General features: G+C 74.0%; 9 protein-coding genes and 1 tRNA gene. 7 read left to right on the top strand and 3 right to left on the bottom strand.

The annotated features are described in order from the left end of the window. The first annotated feature begins 27 nt into the window (after positions 1–27). Positions 28–1,068, top strand: a complete 1,041-nt coding sequence (locus tag ADK55_RS18000) for a bile acid:sodium symporter family protein (RefSeq protein ID WP_053680026.1) — start codon at positions 28–30, stop codon at positions 1,066–1,068. A gap of 9 nt (positions 1,069–1,077) precedes the next feature. Next, positions 1,078–1,503 (top strand): (2Fe-2S) ferredoxin domain-containing protein, encoded by a 426-nt coding sequence (locus ADK55_RS17995; protein ID WP_199826555.1) that lies wholly within the window; start codon positions 1,078–1,080, stop codon positions 1,501–1,503. An 86-nt stretch (positions 1,504–1,589) separates the two neighbouring features. Here ADK55_RS17995 and fdhD read toward each other — a convergent pair whose 3' ends face one another. Next, entirely contained in the window at positions 1,590–2,417 is an 828-nt protein-coding gene (gene fdhD, locus ADK55_RS17990; RefSeq protein WP_053679979.1) for a formate dehydrogenase accessory sulfurtransferase FdhD, read from the bottom strand. A gap of 202 nt (positions 2,418–2,619) precedes the next feature. On the opposite strand from fdhD, the gene ADK55_RS17985 reads away from it, so the two are divergent. From ADK55_RS17985 to ADK55_RS17975, 3 genes are all read left to right on the top strand, one after another. Next, the gene (locus ADK55_RS17985) at positions 2,620–3,561 is read left to right on the top strand and encodes a beta-ketoacyl-ACP synthase III (RefSeq protein WP_053679978.1); all 942 of its coding nucleotides are present in this window, start codon (positions 2,620–2,622) and stop codon (positions 3,559–3,561) included. 205 nt (positions 3,562–3,766) lie between these two features. Then, positions 3,767–3,854: transfer RNA gene (locus ADK55_RS17980), tRNA-Leu, on the top strand. Between the two features lie 154 nt (positions 3,855–4,008). Continuing rightward, positions 4,009–5,604 (top strand): serine/threonine-protein kinase, encoded by a 1,596-nt coding sequence (locus tag ADK55_RS17975; protein WP_234350125.1) that lies wholly within the window; start codon positions 4,009–4,011, stop codon positions 5,602–5,604. A 6-nt stretch (positions 5,605–5,610) separates the two neighbouring features. Here the strand turns inward: ADK55_RS17975 and ADK55_RS17970 are convergent, their stop codons facing one another. After that, entirely contained in the window at positions 5,611–7,440 is a 1,830-nt protein-coding gene (locus ADK55_RS17970) for a hypothetical protein (protein WP_053679976.1), read from the bottom strand. Beyond that, entirely contained in the window at positions 7,437–7,958 is a 522-nt protein-coding gene (locus ADK55_RS17965) for a sigma-70 family RNA polymerase sigma factor (RefSeq protein WP_234350122.1), read from the bottom strand. The genes ADK55_RS17970 and ADK55_RS17965 overlap by 4 nt, the downstream gene beginning before the upstream one ends. Before the next feature lie 326 nt (positions 7,959–8,284). Here ADK55_RS17965 and ADK55_RS17960 point away from each other — a divergent pair, with 326 nt between their 5' ends. Beyond that, positions 8,285–10,258: a hypothetical protein gene (locus tag ADK55_RS17960; RefSeq protein WP_053679974.1), complete on the top strand. Its 1,974-nt coding sequence runs from the start codon at positions 8,285–8,287 to the stop codon at positions 10,256–10,258. A gap of 283 nt (positions 10,259–10,541) precedes the next feature. Continuing rightward, positions 10,542–12,257: a methionine--tRNA ligase gene (metG, locus tag ADK55_RS17955; protein WP_053679973.1), complete on the top strand. Its 1,716-nt coding sequence runs from the start codon at positions 10,542–10,544 to the stop codon at positions 12,255–12,257. Positions 12,258–12,310: the final 53 nt, after the last annotated feature.

Below are 12,310 nucleotides of genomic sequence, written 5' to 3'. Positions count from 1 at the left end.
CCCCGAGAACGAATGAGCACCGCGCCCATGCGACGCCCCCACCCACCCTCCTGGCTGCCCCTGGACCCGTACGTCCTGGCCCTGCTGGGCACCGTCGGCCTCGCCGCCCTGCTGCCCGCCCGCGGGCAGGCCGCCGGCGTCGCGCAGGGCGCCACCACCGCGGCCGTGGCCCTGCTCTTCTTCCTCTACGGAGCCCGACTCTCCACCCGCGAGGCCTTCGACGGGCTGCGCCACTGGCGGCTCCACCTGACCGTGCTCGTCTGCACCTTCGTGCTCTTCCCGCTGCTCGGCCTGGCCGCCGGCGCCCTCGTCCCGAGCGTCCTGACGCCCCCGCTCCACAGCGGTCTGCTCTTCCTCTGCCTGGTCCCCTCCACCATCCAGTCCTCCATCGCCTTCACCTCGCTCGCCCGCGGCAACGTGCCCGCCGCGATCTGCGCCGGGTCCTTCTCCAGCCTCGCCGGCATCTTCCTCACCCCCCTGCTCGCCGCCGCGCTGTTGGGCAACAGCGCGGGCGGCTTCTCCCTCGACTCCCTGCGGAAGATCGCCCTCCAACTCCTGCTGCCCTTCGTCCTCGGGCAACTGATGCGGCCCCGGCTCGGCGGTTTCCTCCTGCGCCACAAGAAGGTGCTGGGTCGCGTGGACCGGGGCTCGATCCTGCTCGTCGTCTACACCGCGTTCGGCGCGGGCATGGTGGCCGGCATCTGGCACCAGGTCAGCGCCCTGCGACTGGGCGCCCTGATGGCGGTGGAGGCCGTGCTCCTCGCGGTGATGCTCCTGGTCACCTGGTACGGGGCGAAGCGCCTCGGATTCGGCCGGGAGGACCGGATCGCCATCCAGTTCGCCGGGTCGAAGAAGAGCCTCGCCGCCGGACTCCCCATGGCCGGCGTGCTGTTCGGCGCCCACGCGAGCCTCGCCGTGCTCCCGCTCATGCTGTTCCACCAGATGCAGCTGATGGTCTGCGCGGTACTCGCCCGCCGGCGCGCCCGTGACGCCGACCCCGAACTCCCCGCCGAACGTGTGGCGGAGGTCTCCCGGCCGGCCCGACACCCCGCGCCGCGGGCCCGGTAGCGTGCGGCGGTGACCTGGATACGCCCGCTCGCCGCCCACGCCGAACGACCCTGCACCCTGGTGGTCTGCCGGGGCTGCTGCTGCGGGGACCCCCGCAAGAACCCCGGCTCCGACCACGCGGGCCAACTCGCCCGGCTGCGCGAGGCCGCCGCCGCCTCGGGCGGCCGCCTCGCCGTCCGTACCAGCGACTGCCTCGGCCCCTGCGCCCAGGCCAACGTCATCGTGGTCCAACCCACGAGCGAGGCCCGCCGCAAGGGCGCCCGCGCGGCCTGGTTCGGCTGGGCCCTGGACGACACCGCGACCGACGAGATCATCGCGTGGGCCGAGGCCGGCGGCCCCGGAGCCACCCCGCTCCCGGCGACGCTCGACCTGCACCGCATCGATCCCCCGGAGCCGAAGCAGACCCCGACCCGACGCGGCCGCCGAGGACGTTGACGGGCGAGGGGCCCAACGGGTGAGGGCGTCGACGGGACGGGGCGTCGACGGCGGGGGACCGGTGGCCGGCGCCGGGTGACGCGCCGCTACAGGCTCACGCGCTGCTCGCCCGCGTAGATGTTCATGTCCGGCCCGCGCAGGAAGCCCACCAGCGTCAGCCCCGTCTCCACCGCGAGGTCCACCGCCAGCGAGGACGGCGCCGAGACCGCCGCAAGCACCGGTATCCCCGCCATCACCGCCTTCTGCGCCAGCTCGAACGAGGCCCGCCCCGACACCAGCAGCACCGAGCCGGACAGCGGCAACCGACCGGCCTGCAACGCCCGACCGACGATCTTGTCCACGGCGTTGTGCCGCCCCACGTCCTCCCGGAGGTCGATCAGCTCTCCCTCCGCGGAGAACAGGCCCGCCGCGTGGAGTCCTCCCGTACGGTCGAAGACCTTCTGGGCCGCGCGCAGCCGGTCCGGCAGCAGGGACAGCAGTTCCGCGCTCACCCGGACCGGGTCGGCGTCGATCCCCGGGAACCGACTCGCCGTACGCACCGCGTCCAGGCTCGCCTTCCCGCACAGACCGCAGGAGGACGTCGTGTAGACGTTGCGCTCCAGCGTGATGTCCGGCACCGGCACCCCGGCCGCGAGCTGCACGTTCACCACGTTGTACGTGTTCGAACCGTCCGCGGTCGCCCCCTCGCAGTAGGTGACGGCCTGGACGTCCGAGGCGTGCGCCAGCACGCCCTCGCTCACCAGGAAGCCCACCGCCAGCGCGAAGTCATCGCCCGGCGTGCGCATCGTGATGGCCAGCGGTTTGCCGTTCAACCGGATCTCCAGCGGCTCCTCGGCCACCAGCGTGTCCGGGCGGGCCCCCGCCACGCCGCCGCGGATCCGGACGACGCGACGGCGTTCGGTGACCCGTCCCATGTGATCAGTCCACCGTTCGTTCCTCGTCGTGCAGCTGACGGGCCCATTCTCGCGGATCCGCCGTCGCGGACGCCCCCGGCAGGAGGATCCTCGGAATTCTCCAAATTCAGGTGCCTTAATCCTGTCGGGTCACGCGCACACGTACCCACCGGTAGCAGGCAAAGCTGGGTGATCCTGACTGTCGACGAGGGGATTTCCGCCCATGACCGGTTCACGCGTGGTGGCGCTAGGGCACTACCAGCCCGCGAAAGTGATCACCAACGAGGACCTCGCGGCCATGGTCGACACCAACGACGAGTGGATCCGATCCCGGGTCGGCATCAAGACGCGTCACATGGCGGGGCCCGAGGAGCCGGTCGACGAGCTGGCCTTCCAGGCCGCGGGCAAGGCCCTCGCGAACGCCGGACTCACCCCCGACGACATCGACCTCGTCCTCGTGGCCACGTCCACCGCGATCGACCGTTCCCCCAACATGGCCGCCCGCGTCGCGGCCAAGCTGGGCATGGGCGGCGGCCCCGCCGTCATGGACATCAACGTCGTCTGCTCCGGCTTCACCCACACCCTGGCCGCCGCCGACCACGCGATCCGCGCCGGCGCCGCCACCCGCGCCCTGGTCATCGGCGCCGACAAGATGACCGAGATCACCGACTGGAGCGACCGCACCACCTGCGTGCTGACCGGCGACGGCGCCGGAGCCGCCGTGGTCGAGGCGAGCGAGCGGCCCGGCATCGGCCCGGTGCTGTGGGGCTCGGTGCCCGAGATGGGCCACGCCGTGCGGATCGAGGGCTCGCCCCCGGTCTTCGCGCAGGAGGGCCAGGCCGTCTACCGGTGGACCACCAGTCGGCTGCCCGCGCTCGCCCGCAAGGTGTGCGAGAACAGCGGGATCACCCCCGAGGACCTCGCCGGCGTCGTCCTGCACCAGGCGAACCTGCGGATCATCGAACCGCTCGCCGCGAAGATCGGAGCCGTCAACGCCGTGGTCGCCCGCGATGTCGTCGACTCCGGCAACACCTCGGCCGCGAGCATTCCGATGGCCCTGTCCAAGCTGGTCCAGCGCGGCGAGATCCCCTCCGGCGCCCCGGTCCTGCTCTTCGGCTTCGGCGGCAACCTCTCGTACGCGGGTCAGGTCATCCACTGCCCGTAGCCGGCCCGACCCGCTCACGGGAACGCGAGCCCGCCCATCCCCGGGCCGAGCGGAGAGACGATCCGTCTCGTCAGGCCCCGCGGGGTATGCCCGCAGGTCAGCGCGGCGCGTCGGATTCCACGGGAGCCGAATACCTGGTCGGAACCACGTCGATCCCCTGCTATTGTTGTCCATGTCGCCGCGGGAAACCGGGGCCGACCACCTGGTCCGGGTGGCGGAATGGCAGACGCGCTAGCTTGAGGTGCTAGTGCCCTTTATCGGGCGTGGGGGTTCAAGTCCCCCCTCGGACACCAGCACGAAAGCCCCACTTCGGTGGGGCTTTTTGCGTTGTGCGGCATCATGGCCCTGAACGGGGCGAGGGGGAGAGACGTGTCGCAGCACGATCCGCGCAACAGGACTGTGGTCGCCGGGCGTTACCGGCTGGAGGAGCGGTTGGGCAGGGGCGGGATGGGGACCGTCTGGCGCGCGACCGACGAGCTGCTCGGACGGTCGGTCGCCGTCAAGGAACTCCACGTCGGGGACGGAACGGAAGCCGCGGGAGCCCTGCGCGAGGCACGCACCGTGGCGCAGGTCCGGCATCCGCACGTGGTCGTCGTCCACGACGTGGTGGAGGACGACGGGCGGCCGTACATCGTGATGGAACTCGTCGACGGCGGGTCCCTCGCGGACCGGCTCGCCGCCGCGGGCCCGCTGGACCCCGCCGAGACCGCCCGCACCGGACTCGCCCTGCTCGGCGCCCTGACCGCGGCCCACGCCCGCGGGGTGCTCCACCGGGACGTCAAGCCCGCCAACGTCCTGATGGAGGCCGACACCGACCGGGTGGTCCTGACCGACTTCGGCATCGCCCACCTCGCCGGCTCCACGACCATCAGCGAGACCGGCGCCTTCGTCGGCTCACCCGAGTACACCTCCCCCGAACGCATGCAGGGCGCCGCGGCGGGACCCGAATCCGACCTGTGGTCACTGGGCGCCCTGCTGTGCGCGGCCCTGACCGGGGAATCGCCCTTCCACCGGGACTCCCTCGGCGGGGTGCTGCACGCCGTCGTCCACGACGAGATCCGCCCGCCGGCGAAGGCGGGGCCGCTGCTGCCGGTCATCCACGGCCTGCTGGACCGGGATCCGGAGCGACGGTTGGACGCCGCCGAGACGAAGCGCTTGCTGTCGGCGTACGTGGCCACCGGCAAGGTGCCCCTGCTCGACCGGGCCGCCGCCGCGACCCCGCCCGCCGGGACCTCCGGTCGGAAGGCGGCGCCCGGCACCGGCACCCCGCCCGGCTATTCCCCGACCGAGCACGTGGTTCGACCGGCCGGCCCCGCCGCCGCCCCGGCCCGCCCGGCCCTGCGGATCGGGCTGGTCGTGGCCCTGGTCGTCCTGGCGGTCGTCGCCACCGTGATCGTGACCTCGCTGTTCGACGACGGGTCGCGGGGGCGGACCGACACGGCCGCCCCCGCCGCCACGACCCCGGCCGGCGCGCCCGGATCCGCGGCCGGGATCCCGGCCTCCCCGAGCCCCGCGAACGCCGTCCTCCCGCCCACGGCGACCCCCGCGCCCGTGGAAGCGCGGACCCCGCGGCCCGAGCGTTCCGTGCCCACGAAACCCGCGCCCGCCGGCTACCGCACCGTCGTCGACCGGGAGGGGTTCAGCCTCGCCGTGCCCCAGGGGTACCAGCGCACCACCGATGACCAGCGGGTCTTCTACGTCTCCCCGGACGGGGCCTTCCGTATCGGCATCAAGTCGACGCCGCCGGTCGCCGGCGGACCGCCCGCGGCGATGAAGACCTCCGACGCGGGCGGCCCCGACACCAATCCCGGCTACCGCGACAACACGATCGTGCGGACCACCCACAACGGACTGCCCGCCGCGCTGTGGGAGTTCACCTGGAACGGCTTCACCGCGGCGGAGGGCGCCCGGCACACCTTCGACCTCTGCTGGGACGAGAACGGCAGCATGTACGACGTCTGGGTCTCCGCCCCCGTGGGACGGCTCGGCGAGGCGCGGAGCCACTTCGACGCGGCACTGGACTCCTTCGTGCCACCGGCCTGAGGCCCGTCACGTCTCGTCCGTCCCCAGCACCACCAGCCCTCCCGGCGCGGTCAGGCTGCCGGGAGTGAGCGGCGCGAAGGTGTGGGGGAGCGCCAGCCGCGGCCGTTCGGCGTCCTCCGGTACGGCGTCGAAGAGGTACGCGGCCGCCGCGACCGGGTCGCTGACCAGGTGGGGGCCGTCCGCGCCGGCGCCACCGCCGACCGGGGTACGGAACAGCTTGCGCAGGTGCCGCAGGGTCTCCGGGGTGATCCCGGCGGGCGAGACCGGCGGGACCGGGGGGCTCGGAGCGTTCGCCGCCTCCGTGACGTCAACCCGCACGGCGGGCGCGTCCGCCGGGATCGCGCCCGACAGGAGGAGGGCCAGGAGCACCGGGACCGCCGTGCGGCGCAGGAGGTCGCCGGCGCGCCGCAGCCGTTGCGCGTGCGGCGCGGGCAGCGACAGCGCGAGGCAGCCGGCGGCGGCGCTGTCGATCGGCGCGACCGGGCAGCCGGCCCCGGGGGAGCAGGCACGCAGATCGAGGACCGGGACGCCCGGCGCCATCGGGTCGAGGGCATGGAACAGGACGCGGCCGTCGGTGATGACGGCCGACGGCGTCGGCCGGGCCGGGCGGAGCCGCGCCACGTGGTCCGTGCCGAGTTCGTGGTCGAACCGGGTGAACGGGCACTCCCCGACGCCGGCCGTGTGCGCGCCGGCGCGGAAGTCCGGCCACCGCCACCCCGTCGGCATACCGGGCCCGTCCGCCGGCCGCGGGATCCGGGCCTCCTCGTCCGGGTGCCGGCCGAGGTGGACGGCGGCCCCCGAGCCTTCCCGTGCCAGGGCACGCCGGAGCTGCTCCGCGAGGCCCGCGAGGCCCGGGGCGGCGAGCCGGTCCAGGGCCGGTCCGCGGCCGAAGACCCCCGCGCCGGGCCGGCAGGCGTACCCCTCCTCGCACAGCATCGACAGCAGTGGCGCGAGCTCCGCTTCGGACAGGCCCGATTCACGCCCCAGTTGGCAGGTCCGCACGCCCAGCGGGCGACGTTCCAGTACGCGTACGACGGCCAGCGCGCGGCGGGCCTGCGCGAGGGCCTCGCCCGCCGCGCCGAGCGATCCGCCGGCACGGGAGGCCCCGGTGAGGGGCGGCCGGCGCGGCGGGCCGACGCCCGGTGCGGCGGGGGCGGGCGGCGCAGGCGCGGGGCGGAACGCCGCCAGCACGGTCGTCAGCCCCGGCTTGGGCAGCGGCACCGGTCCCAGGTCGGGATCGTCGAGCTGGTCCACGTAGCGCAGGACGGCCGCCTGCGCGCACAGCCGGACCTCGCGCAGCTCCCGGTGGCCGGCGGGCCGGTACCCGCGGCGGCCCAGCTCCCGGGCCCAGACGCGGGCGTCGTGGTGCTCGCCGCGCCGGGAGTGGTCGAGGAAAAGGCAGTAGGCGGCCGCCGCGGTCCGGGCCCGCCCGGAGCCGGCCGCGAACTGCCACCAGAACCTGGCCCCTTCGCGGAGACCGGACAGGTGCAGCAGGCAGCCGAAGACCACCGCGCCGGCCAGGTCGGTGTGCCCGCCGCGGGCGAAGGAGGCGAGCCTGGCCTCCGCGTTCGGATCGCACACGGCGCCCAGGCAGGCCGACTTCAGGTCGCGCCGGGCCCGCTCGGCGTCGAGCGGCACGTCCCGGGCCGGATCGCTCCAGCCCAGGGGGGAACCGCGCCGTGCGCGGCCGGCGGGCGTCCGGGGGAAGCGCAGCAACCGGGCCTCGGCCGCGCCGAGGTCGTAGTGCGGGTAGCGGTCGCGGACGCCCGCCCGGGCCAGGAACTCGGCCAGGGAGCGAGGGGTTCCGTCGCGGTCCCGGCTCTCGCGCGGCCTCATGACTCGACGGACGCGTCGAGCAGCCGGGCGAGTCGACGGTGCGCCTGGCCGAGCTGCGAGCGGACCGTGGCCTCGTCGACACCCATCACCGAGGCGGCCTCCCCGGGGGTGCACTGGAGGCCGTACCGCAGCATCACGGTGTCCCGCTGCCGTTCGGCGAGCCGCGAGACGGCCGAGTAGAAGCGGATGGTGTCGGTCAGCACCTCGTAGTGATCGCAGTGGGCTTCCTTGAGCGCCGCCTCGAAGGCGCTGATGTCCATCGGCCGGGGGCACGGGACGCGCCGGTGCTGTCGATCGACGATCCGTTGTTTGAGGACGGTCCAGGCGTAGGCGTCCAGGCGGTCCATGTGCAGCATGCGGAGCCAGTCGTTCATGAGCGTGTCGAAGGTGGCGTCCACCGCGTCCTCGGCGGCGGCGTCGGAGCCCAGCTGGAGGTAGGCGAACCGCATGTAGGCGGGCCGCCGGTTGGTGTGGAAGGCCCAGTACGACAGGCGCGCGGGCGGATCCCACTGGGTCATCGGAGTCGGCTGCCGTCGCCGGCTCGGCAGCCCCACGGCACCGCCGGGCTCCTCCGGTCCGCCATCGTTCACCGCTCCACCCCATCCCCTGAGCCCTCATCCCCTGGGCGCTCGCACCGCCAGCGTGTCAGCGCGGGCGCACTCGGAGGGCGTATAGAAGAAAGCTGGAAGCAATCGGCACAGTGGTGATCGACTTGCGACCAACTTCGATCGAGCCGCCCCTCAACCGGCGCATACGCATATGCCGTTCGCGTGCCGGCCCCTCCGGCACCGCGCCCACCGCGCACCACGTGTGACCATCCCAAGATTCACTCGTTTGTCGGAGCGTGGGCACATCACAGCGATTCGGTACCACCGCAGTCGAGCAGGCCGAGGCGGTCATCGTCGAGCAGTACCCCCGACTGGTACGGCTCGCCTACGTGACGCTCCCCGGGACATCGGGGCGGCACACCCGCGTACTGCTGGCACACAAGGCCGTGCAGCGCGCGCTCCCGCACACCGGGGGAGGAGGCACCGGGGCCGACGGTCCGGGCGGTCCCGACGACCCCGGCGCCCCGCTGGAGGACGTGCGGGTACGCGTGCTCCGCGCCTCCCTCGCCCGGGCCGGTCGGACCCGCGCCGCCCTGGCCCGGCTCTCCTGGCCACCCGCCCCGCCCTTCGTGTGGGGGCTGAGGCTGTGGCCCCCGGCCGGCGGGATCGACGAGGCCGCCCGACTGCTGGCCGGCGCGTCCGCCCCGGTGCGAGCCGCCTTCGTGCTGCACCGGCTGGACGGCCTGCCCGAGGAGAGCGTCGTACGACTGCTCCGCGCGGCCGGCGCCGCCGACCCGGCGGACGCCGTCCGGGAGGCGATGGCGGTCCCCGCGGGGGACACCGCCGACCCGGACGGCGGGTCCCGCGCGGGGGAGGCGCTCCCGGAGGCCCTGCGGAACCCGGAGTTCGACGCCAGCGTGGTCAGCGCCCGCCCCACCGACCTGCTGCGCCGCCGCCGCCGGGTCCGGGCCGTATGGGCCGCGACGGCCGCGCTCGCCGTCGTCGGCGGGGTCCTGGCCGCCCACACCGCGTCGCGGTCGCCCGACGTCCGGCCGCTCGCCGGTCCGGTGGCCGCCGGGGCACTGGACCCCGCACGGCTGGTCAGGGTGCCGGCCGACGCCTGGGCCGACACCGCCCGGGTCGACTTCACCGCCTGGCCCGCCCGGGGCGGTCGCGCCGCCGACCGGGCCCTGCTCGCCCGGGCCCTGGGCACGTGGGCGGCCCGACCGCGCGAGGTGCCGGTGACGGCCGCGCCGGGGACGCCCACGGACCCGCCGGCCCGCCCGCCCCAGTTGCTGTACGCGGGGGACAGCGACGGCCGGGCCGTGGTGCTCCTGCTCGACGCGGACCGGGTCGTCCGCTACGCCGAGGCCGCCGAAGGGCCGCGAGCCCGAGAGCTCGCGTTCGCCCGTACCGACGAGTCCGGGGTCACCACGGCCGCCGCGCTCAGCCTCGGCCGCACCGGCACGGCCGCCCGGTACCTGCTCGCACCGTGGATCGCCAAGGCCGGCACCCGCGACCTGACACGGGCCGGGGACCCGGCGAAACCCCTGGACGTCGCCGCCGACGGGGTCACCGCGCCCACCGCGGTGCCCCGCGCCGCGGGCGCCTGCGACACCTGGCCCGCACTGGAACTGACCTCCTCCGCCCGCATCGTGGAGAAGCACGCCTTCGTCCTCGCCGACCTGGGCGCGCTCACCCCCGTGCACCTCACCTACACACCGCTGCCCACCGGACCCGGCGCCGTGCCCGCCCGGCAACCGCGCGAGGCCACCGGAACGGCCGCCCGGGCCGCCTGGGCGCCGGTCGCCTGCCGGTTGCGGGAACTCCCCGGCGCCGGGGTGCGCGCCGTCAACATCTGGGACTTCGCCGACCCGGAACTCCCCGACGGAGGCGGTCGGGCCGTCTGGTCCTGCACCCGGGCCTCCGGCTGGGCCGGCCCCGGGGACGTGCTCGTACAACTGCGCCCGCCCTCGGGGCCGCCGCAGGACGTGGCGCGGGCGCGGGCCACCGCCGCCTGCGGGCGCTTCGGACAGCACCTGCTCGCGGGCACCCGCTGGCGCTCCCCGGCCGGCCGCTGGTACCAGCTCGCCGCCGGCAGCCGGGAGGTCACGGCGATCACCGCGACCGGCGCGGTCCGCGCGGAGAGCAAGGGACGCAGTCTCGCCGCTCCGGCCGGCGCCCGGGGCGCCGCGGTCACGCTGACCGGAAGGCTGGCGAGCGGCGCCGGGATCACCGCGCTCGACGGCGCGGCCGGCGGCCGGGACTGAACGCCGGGACCGCGGGCCCGGGCCGGACCGGGGGCGGGACCCGTTCGGCGCGGCCGTCCACCCCGCGGCCACCGGTCGGGGCCCCGGCCCCCCGGCTGTAGCATGGCCCCATCGCGAGGGCCGTGACGCAGAGGTCACTGTCCTCGCTTTTGTGTTCGGTCCACCCGTGAAGAATGCGGGACGGCGCCTCTGGGCGGTTCGATACGATGAACAGCATCACGATCCGTCACCGCGGGTCGTCACGCGTAAATCCGTACAAATGAAACGAATGGAGCATCCGAGGATGGCTCGACACCTGATCACCAGCGCGCTTCCCTACATCAACGGGATCAAGCACCTGGGCAACATGGTCGGGTCGATGCTTCCGGCGGATGTGTACTCCCGGTACCTCCGCCAGCGCGGCCACGACGTCCTCTACATCTGCGCCACCGACGAGCACGGCACCCCCGCCGAACTCGCCGCCAAGGCGGCCGGTCTCTCGGTCTCCGAGTTCTGTGCGCAGGCGCACGACGCCCAGAAGGCGGTCTACGACGGCTTCGAGCTGTCCTTCGACTACTTCGGCCGCAGCTCCTCGCGGCAGAACGCCGAGATCACCCAGCACTTCGCGCGGCGGCTCCAGGAGAACGGCTTCATCGAGGAGCGGGCGATCCGGCAGGTGTACTCGCCGGTCGACGGCCGCTTCCTGCCGGACCGCTACGTCGAGGGCACCTGCCCCCACTGCGGCTACGACAAGGCCCGCGGCGACCAGTGCGAGAACTGCACCCGCGTCCTGGACCCCACGGACCTGATCGAGCCCCGCTCCGCGATCTCCGGCTCCACCGAGCTGGAGGTCCGCGAGACCAAGCACCTCTTCCTCCTCCAGTCCAAGCTCCAGGTCGAGGTCGAGGCCTGGGTGGCGGAGCACGAGGAGGAGTGGCCGCAGCTGGCCTCCTCGATCGCCCGCAAGTGGCTGACCGAGGGCCTGCACGACCGCGCCATCACCCGTGACCTCGACTGGGGCGTTCCCGTCCCCGCCGACACCTGGCCCGAGCTGGCCGCCGAGGGCAAGGTCTTCTACGTCTGGTTCGACGCGCCGATCGAGTACATCGCCTCCACCAAGGAGTGGGCGGACGCCGACCCGGCGAACCGCGACTACAAGGCGTGGTGGTACGAGGCCGAGGACGTCCGGTACACCCAGTTCATGGCCAAGGACAACGTCCCGTTCCACACGGTGATGTTCCCGGCCACCGAACTCGGCACCCGCGAGCCGTGGAAGAAGGTCGACTACGTCAAGGCCTTCAACTGGCTGACGTACTACGGCGGCAAGTTCTCCACCTCGCAGAAGCGCGGCGTCTTCACCGACCACGCGCTGGAGATCCTCCCGGCCGACTACTGGCGCTACTTCCTCATCGCCAACGCCCCCGAGTCGGACGACTCGTCCTTCACGTGGGAGCACTTCACCGCCACGGTCAACAAGGACCTCGCCGACACCCTCGGCAACTTCGTCAACCGCGTGTTGTCCTTCTCGCGCAAGCGCTTCGGCGACGACGTCCCCGCGGGCAACGCGGCCGGCGAGGCCGAGGCGAAGCTGGGCGGGCAGATCGCCGAGCTGCTCGCCGAGTACGAGGGCCACATGGAGACCCTCCAGTACCGCAAGGCGGCGGCGGCGCTGCGTGCCCTGTGGTCGGCCGGAAACTCCTACCTGGAGGAGAAGGCCCCCTGGCTGGAGATCAAGACCGACCCCGAGGGTGCGGCGCTCACCCTGCGGACCGCGATGAACCTCATCCACCTCTACTCGGTGGTCTCCGAGCCGTTCATCCCGTCCTCGGCGCGCGCCATGCGCTCCGCGTTCACGCTCGCCGAGGACACGGCGACGTGGGTGACCCCGGAGCAGGCCAGGTCGCTGGACGCGGTTCCGGCCGGCACGCCGTTCACCGTGCCGCCGGTGCTCTTCGCGAAGATCACCGAAGAGGACCTGGATTCGTACCGGGAGCGCTTCGGCGGCTCTCCGGAGGCCTGAGGCCCACCGCTTCACCGAGTGAGGGGCGCGACCCGTACGGGTCGCGCCCCTCA

This window comes from Streptomyces sp. WM4235, assembly GCF_001279725.1.
In the GTDB taxonomy this organism is placed as follows: Bacteria; Actinomycetota; Actinomycetes; order Streptomycetales; family Streptomycetaceae; genus Streptomyces.
The sequence above is the reverse complement of the archived record's forward strand: the minus strand, read 5'-3'. Positions and strand labels throughout refer to the sequence as shown.

Coding starts and splice junctions, on each gene's coding strand:
- ADK55_RS17975 (WP_234350125.1), top strand. CDS start 4,009: ATGGGGACCGTCTGGCGCGCGACCGACGAGCTGCTCGGACGGTCGGTC.
- ADK55_RS18000 (WP_053680026.1), top strand. CDS start 28: ATGCGACGCCCCCACCCACCCTCCTGGCTGCCCCTGGACCCGTACGTC.
- ADK55_RS17985 (WP_053679978.1), top strand. CDS start 2,620: ATGACCGGTTCACGCGTGGTGGCGCTAGGGCACTACCAGCCCGCGAAA.
- ADK55_RS17970 (WP_053679976.1), bottom strand. CDS start 7,440: ATGAGGCCGCGCGAGAGCCGGGACCGCGACGGAACCCCTCGCTCCCTG.
- ADK55_RS17965 (WP_234350122.1), bottom strand. CDS start 7,958: ATGACCCAGTGGGATCCGCCCGCGCGCCTGTCGTACTGGGCCTTCCAC.
- fdhD (WP_053679979.1), bottom strand. CDS start 2,417: ATGGGACGGGTCACCGAACGCCGTCGCGTCGTCCGGATCCGCGGCGGC.
- metG (WP_053679973.1), top strand. CDS start 10,542: ATGGCTCGACACCTGATCACCAGCGCGCTTCCCTACATCAACGGGATC.